Source organism: Streptomyces sp. NPDC107522 (assembly GCF_055657525.1).
Genome location: NZ_JBVKAU010000005.1, coordinates 316759 through 331972, shown reverse-complemented (window position 1 = coordinate 331972; position 15214 = coordinate 316759). Strand labels below are relative to the sequence as shown.

Annotated in this window: 11 protein-coding genes; 7 read left to right on the top strand and 4 right to left on the bottom strand. The window is 68.8% G+C overall.

The annotated features are described in order from the left end of the window. Positions 1 to 24 precede the first annotated feature (24 nt). From mmsA to ACZ7L6_RS18645, 4 genes are all read left to right on the top strand, one after another. Positions 25 to 1575 (top strand): multiple monosaccharide ABC transporter ATP-binding protein, encoded by a 1551-nt coding sequence (gene mmsA, locus ACZ7L6_RS18660; RefSeq protein ID WP_471925117.1) that lies wholly within the window; start codon positions 25 to 27, stop codon positions 1573 to 1575. Beyond that, positions 1572 to 2819, top strand: coding sequence for a multiple monosaccharide ABC transporter permease (mmsB, locus tag ACZ7L6_RS18655; RefSeq protein ID WP_471925115.1), 1248 nt, complete (start codon positions 1572 to 1574; stop codon positions 2817 to 2819). Before mmsA ends, mmsB begins: the two co-directional genes overlap by 4 nt. 73 nt (positions 2820 to 2892) lie before the next feature. Continuing rightward, positions 2893 to 4041 (top strand): aldose epimerase family protein, encoded by a 1149-nt coding sequence (locus tag ACZ7L6_RS18650; RefSeq protein ID WP_471925113.1) that lies wholly within the window; start codon positions 2893 to 2895, stop codon positions 4039 to 4041. Positions 4042 to 4187: 146 nt separating this feature from the next. Beyond that, complete coding sequence (locus ACZ7L6_RS18645; RefSeq protein ID WP_471925111.1) at positions 4188 to 5747, top strand: pyridoxal phosphate-dependent aminotransferase; 1560 nt, start codon at positions 4188 to 4190, stop codon at positions 5745 to 5747. A gap of 93 nt (positions 5748 to 5840) precedes the next feature. Here the strand turns inward: ACZ7L6_RS18645 and ACZ7L6_RS18640 are convergent, their stop codons facing one another. Further along, positions 5841 to 7271 carry a family 43 glycosylhydrolase gene (locus ACZ7L6_RS18640; RefSeq protein ID WP_471925109.1) on the bottom strand — a complete coding sequence of 477 codons (1431 nt, stop codon included), beginning with the start codon at positions 7269 to 7271 and terminating at the stop codon, positions 5841 to 5843. Next, entirely contained in the window at positions 7253 to 8221 is a 969-nt protein-coding gene (locus ACZ7L6_RS18635; protein ID WP_471925689.1) for an arabinan endo-1,5-alpha-L-arabinosidase, read from the bottom strand. Before ACZ7L6_RS18635 ends, ACZ7L6_RS18640 begins: the two co-directional genes overlap by 19 nt. 262 nt (positions 8222 to 8483) lie before the next feature. On the opposite strand from ACZ7L6_RS18635, the gene ACZ7L6_RS18630 reads away from it, so the two are divergent. The 3 genes from ACZ7L6_RS18630 (at position 8484) to ACZ7L6_RS18620 (ending at position 11542) form a co-directional block, all read left to right on the top strand. Beyond that, positions 8484 to 10220, top strand: coding sequence for a hypothetical protein (locus tag ACZ7L6_RS18630; RefSeq protein WP_471925107.1), 1737 nt, complete (start codon positions 8484 to 8486; stop codon positions 10218 to 10220). Beyond that, positions 10207 to 10602: a hypothetical protein gene (locus tag ACZ7L6_RS18625; RefSeq protein ID WP_471925105.1), complete on the top strand. Its 396-nt coding sequence runs from the start codon at positions 10207 to 10209 to the stop codon at positions 10600 to 10602. Before ACZ7L6_RS18630 ends, ACZ7L6_RS18625 begins: the two co-directional genes overlap by 14 nt. A gap of 61 nt (positions 10603 to 10663) precedes the next feature. Further along, complete coding sequence (locus ACZ7L6_RS18620; protein ID WP_471925103.1) at positions 10664 to 11542, top strand: serine/arginine repetitive matrix protein 2; 879 nt, start codon at positions 10664 to 10666, stop codon at positions 11540 to 11542. 31 nt (positions 11543 to 11573) lie between these two features. Here the strand turns inward: ACZ7L6_RS18620 and ACZ7L6_RS18615 are convergent, their stop codons facing one another. Both ACZ7L6_RS18615 and ACZ7L6_RS18610 read right to left on the bottom strand, forming a co-directional pair. Next, on the bottom strand, positions 11574 to 13736 hold the full coding sequence (locus ACZ7L6_RS18615) for a permease (RefSeq protein ID WP_471925101.1): 2163 nt from the start codon (positions 13734 to 13736) through the stop codon (positions 11574 to 11576). Then, a complete protein-coding gene (locus ACZ7L6_RS18610) occupies positions 13736 to 14419 on the bottom strand; it encodes an ABC transporter ATP-binding protein (protein WP_471925099.1) in 684 nt (227 codons plus the stop codon). Before ACZ7L6_RS18610 ends, ACZ7L6_RS18615 begins: the two co-directional genes overlap by 1 nt. Between the last annotated feature and the right edge of the window lie 795 nt (positions 14420 to 15214).

The following is a 15214-nucleotide window of genomic DNA, read 5'->3' as shown; positions in this document are numbered from 1 at the left end:
ACCTACTGATTGGAAGGCACGACCATGGCGGGACCCGTCCTGGAAATGCGCTCGATCGTCAAGACCTTTCCCGGTGTCAAGGCGCTGTCGGACGTCACGCTGACCGTCCGTCAGGGCGAGGTCCACGCCATCTGCGGTGAGAACGGCGCCGGCAAGTCCACCTTGATGAAGGTGCTCTCCGGCGTCCACGCGCACGGCACGTACGAGGGCGACATCCTCTTCGAGGGTGAGGTCTGCGAGTTCAAGGACATCCGCGCGAGCGAGGAGCGCGGCATCGTCATCATCCACCAGGAGCTGGCGCTGTCGCCGTACCTCTCGCTGGCGGAGAACATCTTCCTCGGCAACGAGCACGCCAAGGGCGGGTTCATCGACTGGCGGGAGACCCTGCGGCACGCCACCGAGCTGCTGCGCCGGGTCGGTCTGGACGACCACCCGGAGACCCGCGTCGCCGACATCGGCGTGGGCAAGCAGCAGCTGGTGGAGATCGCGAAGGCGCTGTCGAAGAAGGTGAAGCTGCTCATCCTGGATGAGCCCACCGCGGCGCTGAACGACGAGGACAGCGGCAAACTCCTCGATCTGATCCTGGAGTTGAAGAAGCAGGGCATCACCTCGATCATCATCTCCCACAAGCTCAACGAGATCCGCAGGGTCGCCGACTCGGTGACGATCATCCGCGACGGGCGGTCCATCGAGACGCTCGACGTGAAGGCCCCGGAGACCACCGAGGACCGGATCATCAGCGGCATGGTCGGCCGGGACCTCGACCACCGCTTCCCCGAGCGCACCCCGCACGAGCCGGAAGTGGGCGCGGCACCGGCCCTGGAGATCCGCAACTGGACCGTGCACCACCCGATCGACCAGCAGCGCAAGGTGGTCGACGACGTGTCGATCCAGGTGCGGCGCGGGGAGATCGTCGGCATCGCGGGCCTGATGGGAGCCGGCCGCACCGAACTCGCGATGAGCGTCTTCGGCCGCTCCTACGGCCGGCATGCGGGCGGCACGGTCCTCAAGGACGGCAAGGAGATCCGTACGAAGACCGTCGCGGAGGCGATCTCGCACGGCATCGCGTACGTCACCGAGGACCGCAAGCACTACGGCCTCAACCTCATCGACAACATCAACCGGAACATCTCGCTGAGCGCCCTGGGCAAGGTCGCGAGGCGCGGTGTGGTCGACGAGCACGGGGAGCGGCAGGTCGCCGAGGGCTTCCGCAAGTCCATGAACATCAAGGCGCCGACCGTCTTCGAGACGGTGGGCAGGCTGTCCGGCGGCAACCAGCAGAAGGTCGTCCTCAGCAAGTGGATCTTCGCCGGTCCGGACGTGCTGATCCTGGACGAGCCCACCCGCGGTATCGACGTGGGCGCCAAGTACGAGATCTACACGGTCATCGACCAGCTGGCCGCCCAGGGCAAGGCGGTCGTCTTCATCTCCTCCGAGCTGCCCGAGCTGCTCGGCATGTGCGACCGCATCTACACCATGGCCGCCGGGCGGCTCACGGGCGAGGTCCCGCGCGCCGAGGCCACGCAGGAAGTGCTGATGCGCCAGATGACGAAGGACAAAGAGGTAACCCGATGAGCACGGATGTGACCGCCAAGACCCCGGCCCCGGCGCCGCCCGGGAAGTCCGGCGGATCAGCCGCGGGCGGCGGCCTGCTGCAGCTGATGCTGGACGGCCTGCGCCGCAACATGCGGCAGTACGGCATGCTGATCGCGCTCGGCCTGCTCGTGGTCCTGTTCGCGGTGTGGACCGACGGCGACCTGCTGCTGCCCCGCAACGTCTCCAACCTGGTGCTGCAGAACAGCTACATCCTGATCCTCGCGATCGGCATGATGCTGGTGATCATCGCGGGCCACATCGACCTGTCGGTCGGCTCGCTGACGGCGTTCGTGGGCGCGTTCGCGGCCGTGCTGACGGTCCAACACGATGTGGCATGGCCCGTGGCCCTGGTGCTGTGCCTCGTGGTGGGCGCGGTCGCGGGCTCGGTGCAGGGATACCTGATCGCGTATCTGGGGATACCGTCGTTCATCGTCACCCTCGCCGGAATGCTCCTCTTCCGCGGTCTGACGGAGATCTTCCTCGAGGGCCAGACCCTCGGCCCGTTCCCGGACGGTCTGCAGAAGCTCGGCAACGGCTTCCTGCCGGAGGTCGGCCCGACCACGAACTACCACAACATCACCCTGCTGCTGGGCCTCGCCCTGGCCGCCTTCGTGGTCGCCCAGGAGATCCGGGACCGCAAGCGCCAGCAGGAGTTCTCGCTGGACGTGCTGCCGCGGAACGCCTTCCTGCTCAAGCTCGTCGCCATCATCGCGGCGATCGCCGCGGTCACCATGCTGCTCGCCAGCTACAAGGGCGCCCCGATCATCCTGATCGTCCTCGGGGTGCTGGTGGTCGGCTACGGCTACGTCATGCGCAACGCGGTCTTCGGCCGGCACATCTACGCGATCGGCGGCAACCTGCCGGCGGCGAAGCTGTCCGGCGTCAAGGACAAGAAGGTCACCTTCTACGTCTTCCTGAACATGGGCGTGCTCGCGGCCCTGGCGGGTCTGGTGGTCGCCGCCCGTCTGAACGCGGCCTCTCCGAAGGCGGGCCTGAACTTCGAACTCGAGGCGATCGCCTCGTCGTTCATCGGTGGCGCGTCCATGAGCGGCGGTGTCGGTACCGTCCTCGGCGCGATCATCGGTGGTCTCGTCCTCGGCGTGCTGAACAACGGCATGAACCTCCTCAGCGTCGGCACCGACTGGCAGCAGGTCATCAAGGGCCTCGCCCTGCTGGCCGCGGTCGGATTCGACGTGTGGAACAAGCGCAAGTCCGGTTCGTGAACGAACCCGGGCCCCGCCAGAAGGCGGGGCCCGGCTTCTTTCCCAGCGTTTTCCCAACGAAGTGGAGCCGCACATGGAACTGAACAGACGCACGGTCATCGCAGGAGCCGCGGCCGCGGGCATAGCCGCGACGACGCTCGGCGGCACGGCACACGCCACGGGAGGCAGGACCCCGGTGAAGTCCCTCTTCGGCAAGCTCGCCGACGGCACGAAGATCTACAGCTGGTCGCTGGCCAACGGCGGCACCCGTATGAAGGTCCTCTCCTACGGCGGCATCGTGCAGTCCCTGGAGATCCCGGACCGCAAGGGCCACTACGCCAACGTCTCCCTGGGCTTCGACAACATCGAGGACTACGTCGCCAAGTCCCCGTACTTCGGCGCCCTGATCGGCCGGTACGGCAACCGCATCGGCAAGGGCAAGTTCACCCTCGACGGCAAGACCCACCAGCTGTCCGTCAACGACGGCGAGAACAGCCTGCACGGCGGCGCCAAGGGCTTCGACAAGCACGTGTGGGACATCGAGCCGTTCACCAAGGGCTCCGACGTCGGCCTGCACCTGTACTACACGTCGGTCGACGGCGAGATGGGCTACCCGGGCACGCTCAAGGTGAAGGTGACGTACACCCTCACCAGGCACGGCGACTGGCGCATCGACTACGCGGCCACCACCGACAAGGCCACCGTCGTCAACCTCACCAGCCACGTGTACTGGAACCTCGCCGGCGAGGGCAGCGGCACGATCGAGAACCACGAGCTGAAGATCGCCGGGTCCCGCTACACCCCCGTCGACTCGGGCCTCATCCCCACCGGTGAGCTGGCCCCCGTCGCGGGCACCCCCTTCGACTTCCGCCGCACCAAGGCGATCGGCGAGGACATCCGCGAGGCCCACCAGCAGCTGCTGTACGGCAAGGGCATCGACCACAACTGGGTGCTCGACAAGGGCATCTCGCCGAAGCCCGAGTGGTGCGCGACGCTGAAGGACCCCTCCTCCGGCCGCACCCTGCGGATGGCGACCACCGAGCCGGGTCTGCAGTTCTACTCCGGCAACTTCCTCGACGGCACCCTGGTCGGCCCGTCCGGCCGCACCTACCGGCAGGGCGACGCGCTGTGCCTGGAGACGCAGCACTTCCCGGACTCGCCGAACCAGCCGTCGTTCCCGTCGACGGTGCTGCGGCCGGGACAGACGTACCGGTCGACGACGATCCACTCGTTCAGCCGCTGAGGCCGTAGGAGCCTCTTCTGACGGCTCTTCACAGGTGGCACACAAGTTCTCACCAATCTCTCAGTGGTTGAACAGCGCCACCCCAGCCTTCGTATGTATGGGCGGCCCGTGCTCCCCCGCGCGGGCCACCCATACACGGAGGTTCCATGGCCGACAACGTCACCTCGCTGTTCCGCAGCACCGCGGCGCACAGTCCGTCGATGGCGGCGCTGACGCGGGAGGGCGGCGACGGGGCCGGTCCGATCGACTTCTGCATCCCCTGCAACCCGTACTTCCCCACGCCTGAGATGTTCGACGAGATGGCGGGCCGGTTGCGGGACATCATCACCTACTACCCGAGCAGCGCCGACACGATCACGGCCGAACTGTGCAGCCTGCTCCAGCTCCCGCCGCAGTGCGTGGCGATGGGCAACGGCTCGACCGAGCTCATCACCTGGATCGACCACCTGATGGTCCGGGAGTCCCTCGCCATCCCCGTCCCCACCTTCGGCCGCTGGACCGACCAGCCGATGGAGACCGGCAAGCGGGTCGACATGTTCCCGCTCCAGGAGTCCAGCGGGTTCGCCCTGGACCTCGCCCAGTACGCAGAGTTCATCCGGGCCAGGGGCACCCGGGTCGCGGTGATCTGCAACCCGAACAACCCTGACGGCGGCTATACCCACAAGCACGCGCTCGTGCAGTTCATGGACGCGATGGCCGACCTGGACCTGGTCGTCATCGACGAGTCCTTCCTGGAGTTCGCCGACGCCGAGCAGGAGCCGTCGGTCGTCCAGGAGGCCATGCTGCGGCCGAACGTCATCGTCCTGCGCAGCCTCGGCAAGAACTTCGGCCTGCACGGCATACGCTTCGGCTACCTCGTCGCCAACCCGGCGCTCGCGGGCATGGTCCGCTCGATGCTGCCGAAGTGGAACCTCAACGCCTTCGCCGAGCACGTGGTGTTCATGCTGAAGGAACACGGTCCCGAGTACGCGCAGAGCCTGCAGCAGGTGCGCCGGGACCGCCTGGACATGGCCGGCCAGCTCGCCGCGCTGCCCGGCCTGACGGTCTACCCGTCCCAGGGCAACTTCCTCTTCGTGCGCCTCCCCGTGGGCGCCGAAGGCACCGTGGTCCGGGACCGGCTGCTCACCGAGCACCGGATCCTGGTCCGCGAGTGCGGCAACAAGATCGGTTCGTCCAGCCGCTTCCTGCGACTCGTGGTGCGCCCCCAGACGGACGTGCGTCGCCTGGTGTCCGGCCTGGAGCAGGTGCTCTACGGGTCCAGGAGGGGAGCCGCCGTACCCGAGCTCGGTACAGGGACCAACTACAGCTCGGGTACGGCGGCCGTGGATCGGCTGGTCAGCTCCACGAACGGTTCCGGCATGCAGGGGCTCGCCGCGCAAGCCATGGCGGCGCCTCAGCCACAGGCGGTTCCGCAGGGGACCGGCATGCCGATGCCGGCGCCTATGCCTGTGGCACCGATGCCGGCGCCCGCGCCTGCGCCGGCGCCCGCCCCTGCGGCGCCTGCGCCCATGCCGTTCCCGTCACCTGTGGCGCCGGCTGCGGCTGCGATGCCTGGGCCCACGCCGCCCGGGGTGCCGGCACGTGGTGGGCTTACGGCCGCGCAGGTTCGGGGTACGACCGGGCCGGGGCTTACTCCGGCCCCGGCGACCGGGTGGCCGAACAGTCAGAGTTGGCCGAATGCGGCGGGGATGGGGCAGGCCGGGTAGCGCCTTCTCGCCGTAGGAGGTGTTGGGACGCGGGCGAGGGCGGGTCCGTTGTGGCTTGTCGCGCAGTTCCCCGCGCCCCTGGGTTGGCTGCAGCTACGCCGGGTTCAAGCGCCACTGTTGGCAAGCGTTGCCCAGCCAAGACCACTGGCGTACGTCCGTTCCGTCCGTCGTTCCGCAGTTGGCCACGTCGGCCACCTTGCCGGTGGCCTGGTTGACGATGCGGACGTAGCCGCCGTCTGTCGCCACGAACCGGAAGCGCTGGCACGTGTTGTTCAGCCAGGACCACTGGCGTAGGTCGGCGCCGTCCGCGGACGAGCAGTTCTCGGTGTCCAGGACCTTGCCGGTGGCGACGTTCACCAGGCGGTGGGTGTCGTCGCCGAGGTCTTCCAGGCGCCACTTCTGGTTGTTGCCGCCGCTGCACGTCCACTGCTGGACGCCGGCGCCGTCGGCCGTCGAACTCCCGGCGACATCGAGGCACTTGCCGCTGTTGCGGTTGACGACCGTGTAGGTGGTCGAGGCGCTGGACGGCTCTCCGGAGGGGCCGGTGAGGGAGGCGCCGAGGCGGACCGGGGTGCCGAAGTTCGGTGTGCCGTCGGAGTTCCAGGTGAACTTCTGGGCCCGGGTGGTACGGCCGTTGTCGCAGCCGTCGGAGGCGGAGTCGTTGGCGTGGTAGACGATCCAGTTCTCGGTGCCGTCGGGGGACGTGAAGAAGCCGTTGTGGCCCGGGCCGTAGACGCCGTTCGCGTCATTGCGCTGGAAGACCGGCGTGGACTTCTTGGTCCAGGAGGAGGCCGACAGGGGGTCGGAACCCGTCAGGGTCAGCCGGCCGAGCTTGTAGTCGGGCGTCCAGCAGCCGCTGGCCGAGTAGATGAGGAAGGTCCTTCCACCGCGCTGGAGGATCTCCGGGCCCTCGTTGACCGTGCCGTTGCGCTCCCAGTCGTAGGTCGGCGTGGAGATGGTGGAGAAGCCGGTGGCGAGGGTGTACGGGTTGGACATCCGGGCGGCGACCAGGTTCTGCGTGCCGCCGCTCGCGCTGCCGAACAGGTACAACTGGCCGTTGATGGTCGCCACGTTCGGGTCCAGCATCCAGGCGGAGTTGAGCTGGCTCTTGTAGGTGTACGGCCCCATAGGGTCGGAGCCGGAGCTCTCCAGGACGTGGGTGCGCTGGGTCGGGTTGTAGTCGGAGATGTTCTGCCCGGCGACGTAGTAGAGGTACCAGCGGCCGTTGAGGAAGTGGATCTCGGGCGCCCAGATGTTGCAGCAACGGCTCGCCGCGTCACCCTTCCACACCTGCACGCTGGGCGCGGTGGCGAGCCCGGCCAGGGTCGGGGACTTTCTCATGGTGATGACGTCGGTCCAGCTCGTCGTCACCAGGTAGTAGTTGCCGTTGTAGTAGGAGATCCAGGGGTCGGCGCCCTTCTGCGTCTTGACCGGGTTGGTGAAGGACGCCGCGCTCGCGGACGGCTGGCCGAGCGACAGGGCCAGCAGCAGCGCCGCCAGCAGGGTCAGTAGGCGACGGGCCATCCGGTGCTCCAGTTCAGAAGGTTGATGCCCAGCTTGGGCGTGCCGTTGTCGCTGCCGTCGTAGTAGTGGTAGACGATCAGGTCCCCGTCGACGTCGTTCATGATCGACTGGCCGCCGGGGCCGATGACGCTGCCGTGCGACTCGAGGACGGGTGTCCCGCCGTTGTTCATCATCGAGACGCCGTTCTTGTCGACGTACGGCCCGGTGACGCTGGTGGCGCGGCCGACCTTGACCTTGTAGGTGGAGCTGGTGCCCGCGCAGCAGGTGTCGTACGAGGCGAAGAGGTAGTAGTAGCCGCCCCGCTTGACGATGAAGGGTGCCTCGACGGCCTTGGTGCCGGTCGGGCGGGAGGCGAGGGAGTAGCGCGTGGTGTTGGAGCCGAGCTGCTTCCCGGTGGACGGGTTGATCTGGATCATCTTGATGCCGGTCCACCAACTGCCGAAGGACAGCCACCACTTGCCGTCGCTGTCGACGAAGAGGTTCGGGTCGATGGCGTTGTAGTCGCTGGAGGAGCTGGAGGTGTGGACCGTGCCCTGGTCGGTCCAGCTGCCGGGCCGGCCGGTGGTGGAGGTGGCGAGGCCGATGGCGGACGTGTTCGAGCCGAACGACGAGACGGAGTAGTACATCAGGTACTTGCCGCCCTGGAACGAGATGTCCGGCGCCCAGGCCTCGGGGACGGAGGAGTAGTTCCGCCACCAGCTCGGCCGGGAGGAGAAGGCGTCGGCGCCCGCGCTGAAGGCGGTGCGGTCGGACGACGTCTTGTTGGCGATGCCGCCGCCGGTGGCGTACAGCAGGTACTGGCCCGACGAGGTGCGGATCATCGACGGGTCGTGCGTGACGAGGGAGCCGGTGACCCGGCCGGGGTTGGGGTAGGCCGACGCCGAGGACGGGATGAGGGCGAGGAGGGCGGCGGCGGGGACGGCGAGGAGGGTGGTGCGCTTGCGGCTCATGCGGCTCATGGGGCTCATGTGGGGGGAACGCTCCTGTTCCGTATCTCGAACAACGATCGCCACTTCGGACGGGAACGTAGAATCGAATCACTTGCGCGTCAATGGCCCGGACCGTCACAACAGCTGCCGCACCCCACGCGCCCCGGCCGCGTTTTCCTCCACCGTTTATTCACTCGGTAGCCGGTCCGTCACTCCTTATGCTGAAGTGTTGGCCCGTCAACTCACTTACTGCACAAGGCCGTACGCCTCGGGGGACGAGACAGTGACGCAGCAGATCCTGGTGCCGCAGCAACCGGAGCCGTCGGACGGACGGTCCGCACCGCACCGCACCGCCCCGCACGCCAGCGAGGCGACGCGCTTGCTGTGCGCCGGCGCCTATCTCGACGAGACATACCGCCATACGGTCATCGAGGAGCTCTACGTCCACGACGAGCGCGTCGTCGCCCCCTCGTTCGGCTTCGACGCGGCCCGCGTCCTGGCCCACGCCCTGCGTGCGCAACGCCTCCAACTGGGCTGGGCGGCGGCGGTGTTGTTCCTGTGGATCATCAGTGTGCCGCTCACCAACTGGCTCAGCCTGATGTTCCTGATGCCGGTCGTGCTGATGTACCTGGCCACCAGGATGCGCGGACCGGCCCCACGGCCCGCCTGGTACCGCCGCTATCCGGCGTGGATCCTGCGTCTGTACGCGCGGCTCTCCGTGCTCTACACCGTGCTGACGCTGTACGCCTTCGGTACCGACGACTACGAACTGTTCGACAACATCCGGGAGTTCTGGGACTTCCTGCTGCTCCCCGGCCTGGCGTTCGAGACGCTTCTGTCCGACACCTCGCGCCTGAACGCCTGGATCGCACTGGCGCTTCCGCTGGTGGTGGCGCTGGGCGTCGGTGTCGAGCGCCATCAGGTCGCCCGCGCGCTGGCCGGTGAGCTGTCCCGGCCGAGGTTCCCCGACGCCGCCGCCGACCCGGCCGAGCGGACCACCGAGAACAGCCGCTTCCACCACCTGCGGGACCGTATCCGGGTCGAGCAGCACGCGCGGCTGGTGATGTACCGGGCGGACCGGCCCTTCTGCGGCGCGGGCTCCCCGTACGACACCTGGTCCCTGTCCGTGGAACTCCGCCCCCGAGAGGATCTGGCGAAGCCGCTGCCGCTGGACAACCAGACCGTCCTGGACCGGATCAAGCCCCTGCTTCAGGCCCTGCGCGAGCCCGCCACCGCCCGCACCCCGCAGGGCGCGGCGGCGGTGCGGGACCGGCTGCGGCAGCTGGACGTCGACGAGTGCGTCTTCCTCCCGGTGGACGGACTGCCCAGCAGGCAGCACGCCCCGTACGGCGCCGGGCAGTTCGAGCAGCACCGGGCCCGTGCCGTCGAGGAGGGCGGGGAGACCCGGCGCCACTTCCTGCGGGTGCAGGTCGGCGGCTGGGAGGAGGAGCTGGTCACCACGGTGTTCGTCCGGGTGCACACGCAGGGCGGCATGCTGATGCTGGAGGTCGCCCCGCACGTTCTGCGCCCGGTGCGGCCGCAGTTCCGGGAGGCCGACCGGCTGGCCCACGACTTCCTGCACGCCAACCCCCTCGGCAAGGCGGTCTGGGCGCTGTCCCGCGTTCCGCACTCCGCCGGCCAGTCCGTGGTCACCGTGTGGCGGACGCTCACCCTGCTGGGCCGGCTGGCCTCCCGCGGCTCCGGCCGGGCGCTGCCGGACGGCCCGGCCGTATCGGTCCGCGAACTGGGTTCGGACGACGCGGCGTCGCTCTTCCAGGAGATGGACCACCAGCGCTACCTGAAGACGATCCAGGACCGCGTGGCCAACGGGGTGCGCCGTGCCCTGCGCGAGGCGGGGTACCGCACCGAGGAGTTCGAACAGAAGATCATCAACGTCAGCAACGGCGGTGTGCTGATCGAGCAGGCCAGCGGCGCCTTCGCCCTCGGTGAGCGCAGCGTGGCCAACAACCAGGAAGCCGGAACCGGAACCTCGGGAGGGACGGACAGTGGCAACGGATGAGCAGGCGTCGGGAGGCGGGCTTCCGCCGGGCACCCAGAACATCCGCATCGGCACGGCGAAGGGCGCCTTCGCCTTCGGCGCCCACAGCGTGGCGAACAACTACGAGGCCCAGCGCCCTGCCCTCGCCGCCGAGCAGGAGGAACTGCTCCAGGTGGTACGGCAGTTGCGCGAGGAGCTGAGGGCGTTCGCCCGCACCCCCGAGACCGACGAGCTGACGCGACAGCTCGACGAGACGCAGGACGAGATCCAGAACACCGGTGAGGCGACCCCGGGACGGCTGACCCGCCTGCGCCAGGCCCTCCAGGACGCGGCCACGGCGGTGGGCCTGGCGGCCTCGGGCGCGGCGGTGACACAGGCGGTGGCGGCACTGCTGGGAGGGTGACGGCGGGATGAGCGGTGCGGCGGGGGACGGCGGGATGAGCGGTATATCGGGGGACGGCGGGATGAGTGGAATGTCGGGGGACGGCGGCCTGCGCTGGAACGACGAGACCCAGCGCTGGGAGACGGACGGCGCGTCCGGGGCGGTCGTACCGCCGACGGCACCGCCACCGCCGTTACCCGGGTACGCCCCGCCGGGCCCGGCCGCCTGGTCCGAAGGGCAGGGCGACGACGGTGACATGACCTACACGGTGACGCCACCACCCGCTCCGCTGCCGAGGTCCCGGCGTACGACTGCCCTGATCGCGGGCGCGACGGTCGCCGTCGTCGCGGGAGGCGTCGCCTTCGGCGTGCTGGCGCTGCAGGACGACGGGGCGGGCGGCGAGGCCGGGACGGCGGCGTCCGTCGCCGGCCCGTCACCGACGGACACCGGGGGCACCTGGCCCACGCAGACTCCGTCACCGACCTCACCCACGCCTTCGACCTCGCCCTCGACCTCGACCGAGGTGCCGTCGGGGTATGTGCTCCAGGAGGACGCGGCGGGCTTCACGATCGCCGTACCGGAGGGCTGGGAGCGGCAGGAGAAGGACAACGGGGTCTTCTACAACTCCCCCGACGGCACCGGCCTGGTGCAGATCTACACGGACACGGAAGGGGCCCTGACCCCCTACGACTCACTGAGCCAGACGTCCCGGACGCTGAGGAGCGCGAACAAGAACTACCGCGAACTCAGCCTCCAGGACACCCCGGACGGCCCCGGCGAACAGGCTGCCGAGCTGGTCTACGCGTACGACCGCCCGGACGGCACCCGACGCAAGGTCGTCGACCGCGCGTTCGTGGCCGAGAACGGCACGCAGTACGCGGTGCTGGTGGCGGGACCGGAAGAGGGCTGGCCGCGGCAGGTGGAGACCCTCCAGGTCGCGCTGGATCACTTCACCCCCTGACCTCGCCGATCGGCCTCGAAGACTTCTTGGTTCAGTCGGCCGCGGGCCGCCACTGGTCTGCCTCGCGTGCTGCCGCACGTGCACCGAGGAATCCAACGGCCAGCGACACCAGGGCACATGTCGTGATCCCGGCGGCGAGGACCGTCCAGGACACGGAGCCTTCCTGCACCAACGCGATGAAGAACACCGAGTGCCATGCGGTCACCGCCCCGGTGACCACAGTGGCGATGAGCAGGGGAACGGTCAGATGCCATGCGGTCACCGACCGGAACACGCGTCGACGGCCGGTCAGGACCGACAGCGGCGCGAGAACGTGACGGATCCGGACGAATTCGGCTGCCGCGCTGACCGCACCGGTCACGAGGATGAAGAGGATGCCGGTGACGCCGAACAACTGGATCCAGTTCGGCAGGCGGGCGCGCGAGGAGCCCAGCCACTGTCCGCCCAGCGCCTGTACCTGTACCGAGGGGTTGGGAAGGGTGTATGCGGCTCGCTTGACCGCATCGAGATGACCTGGTTCGGGAGTCACGACGAGGAGGGAGGTCGTGATGTCGTCGGGTTTCACACCGGCCTGCCGGACCTGGGTGAACCTGACGTCGCCGTACCAGCGGCGCATCTCCTCCACCCGGGCGCTGCGCCCCACCGTCGTCCCGGTGTCGCCGCCGCAGGTCACGTTCAGCGTGCGCAGGTCACGGCAGGATCCGCCGATCGTCACCCACGGGTCCCTGGGCGGGCCCGGATCGTGGAAGGTGCGGGTCAGCACGGCCGAACCGGCCGGCAGGGCCGAGCGGAACCGGTCCTCCTGCGACGCGGTCATGCTGCCGACAGTCAGCTCGATCACAGTGTCCTTGATCCGCTGATGTGTGACGACGGCCGCCTGCGAGTGCGTTCCGAGTCTGCTGGTCCACACCTGCATCTGGGCGACGGTGCCGATACCGATCACCATGGCCAGGACGAGACGCACGATGACGCCGGGATGCGCGTGTGTCCACCTTCCGCCGATGAGGCGGCCGGCGTGTCCTCTGCGCTTTCCGTGGTCCGCCAGCCAGTTGCCCAGGTGACGGGTGAGGAGAGCCACCACCGAGGAGAGGAAGGCCCACATCACGACGGTCCCGCAGGTGAAGACGGAAAGCTGTGCCTTGCGGGGGAAGTACTGACTGCTGAGCACCAGGGCGACACCTGCACCGCAGGCGATCAGGCGCCACGCGGGAACACGGGAGGTGAAGGAACCGGGGCGCGTGGACCTGCCGTCACGCCGCACGCGGTGCGTCCCGACCACGATGGCCAGCACGAGCAGCAGCGACAGGACGGCCGCCCCGGCGGCGGCGGGCCAGGCGGCCCACACATCACAGTGGTCGAGGATGTATCCGGTGGGCGGAAGCCGGAGGTCCCGCACGGAGGCGACGGCATACGGGACGAACGCGGCCAGGGTTCCCAGCGTCGCGGGGAGCGCGACCTCACCGACGTTGATGATCATCCGGTGCCGCCATGTCCCGCCCAGCGCCTGCAGCAGACTGCCGCGTCGGTCACGGGAGCGGGAGCCGACCCGTGCGGCGACCACGGTCAGGGCGAGGGCCGACAGCCCGGCCAGGGTCCACAGCGCGAGGACGGGCGAGCTCACCGTCGGCTGATCGGCCATCTCGCCGGTCGCGCCACCGCCGCTTCCGAAGGCGGACACATTCAGCCACCCCTGATCGCCCTCGGGTGGTCTGTCCGCCACCCGGATATAGGCGACCCGCTCGGAGGGAGTGACCAGACCGTCGGTGGTGACGGTTCCGGCGAACGCGCCGTACCGGCTCGTGATCCCTTCGCCACGTCCGGCACGCAGGAGTTCGGGAGAGAGCAGCACCTCACCCGGTTCGGGCCAGCGGGTCACACCGGCCGGAACGGGAGCCTCGGACGTGAGAGGAACGACGAACACGAGGGACACGGGTCTGCCGCCGACCAGGTCGGCGCCCTCGCGGTACAGCAGCTTGGCATGCTCGCCGCTGGTGATCACGGGCCCTCGCGCGTCCGCCCTGGCCTCACGCCCGTCATAGGTGGCGACGGTGGCCACTGTCGCCAGGATGACGAAGGCAACGGCGGCCGCGGCGCCGAACAGCCCCCACCGGCGCAGACGGTCACCGGGGCTGGAGCGGCCCGCGGCGAGGCCGATCCTGATGAGGACGGCCGTGGTGCGAATGCCGCCTGCCATCAGAGTGCTCCTGCTTCAGCGAGGATCCCGGCCTGAAGCTCATGGCGGCTATCGGCCCGCTCGGCCACCGAGAGGTCGTGCGTGACCAGCAGCAGTGCGCAACCCCGGTCACGGGCGGCCGTGAAGAGGAGCCGGGCGACGTCTTCCTTGGCTTCGGCGTCGAGGGCGCCGGTGGGTTCGTCGGCGAGCAGGACGTCGGGCTCGGTGATCAGGGCACGCGCGACGGCGGTCCGTTGGCGCTCGCCTCCCGAGAGCATGCCGGTCGGGGTGGAGCCGACAGGGACACCGAGCTCGGCGAGGAGTTCCTCCGCCCGCCCGTAGGCGTCCTCGTGCCGGCCTCCGTCGAGCAGGACCGGCAGGGCGACGTTCTCCACCGGGCTGAGTTCGGGGAGGAGTTCACCGAACTGGAACACCATGCCCAGAGTCTCACGCCGAGCCTGCGCGAGCTGCGCGGACCTGAGTCCGGTGATCTCCCGGCCTCCGGCGGTGATGCTGCCCGCCTGCGGTTTGATCAGACCCAGGATGCACATGAGCAGCGTCGACTTGCCGGACCCGCTGGGGCCGGTCACCGCCACCGACTCCCCCGGAGAGACGGACAGTTCCACGCCGTCGAGGAGAACCCGCCCCTCGACCTGATAGCGCAGGCCGCTCACCCGCAGCCCGGACGAATCATTTCGTTTCACAGAATGTGGCCTCTTGCCTCAGGAAAGGGGAACGCCGCACCAGCCCGCAACGGGCTGATGCGGCAACAACAGCAGACGTGGAGTGCCTGATTACCTGGCGATGACCCAGCCCGAGCAGTCGTCCGGGTTGCCGTAGTTCTCGTCGCACGCCTTGAACTTGTAGATCCGGGACCCGTCGCCGGAGGTGGCAGTGGTTCTCGGGCCGCTGTGGTTCCACAGGGTCCGCTTCGTCTCCGAGCTGGCCTCCCGGTAGTACTCGGCCTTGACCGGGTCCCCGTCCTCGCTGTTGTCCTTGACGGATATCTTTCCGCTGTCGCCGGCGGCCGGTGTCCAGGCGTGGGCACCGCCACCGTTGGCGTCAGAGGCAAACGGCCGTAGCCGTGGGCACCGCGAGCGTCACGGTGAGCAGTGCGGCAGCAACGAACTTCATTCGCGTCATGCGTGTTCCCCTCAAGTTCGCAATGTTGCGGACATGCCAGAGGGGGTTGGTCGCAAGGCGTGCGACCGCCGAAGGCGCCTGGTCAACGGCGCGGCCTGCTGAACCCCCCTGCAGGACGTGGCGATCATAAGCCCGGATGACACCCCATCAGCAAGCAATTACAGTACGTCACACCCTCGTTGAGGCGGAGCAGCCACCAGCAGACCGAAGGACTTTGCACCGACGTCCACCTGCGACTTCATCACGGAATGCAGGGATCCGAAATCGCACCGCAACAGCGGCGACGTGACGTGCCTCACCCAAGACGGGCGCCTCGTGGAGTGGCACCAAGGCGTTGGGTGAACGCGCGTACTGTG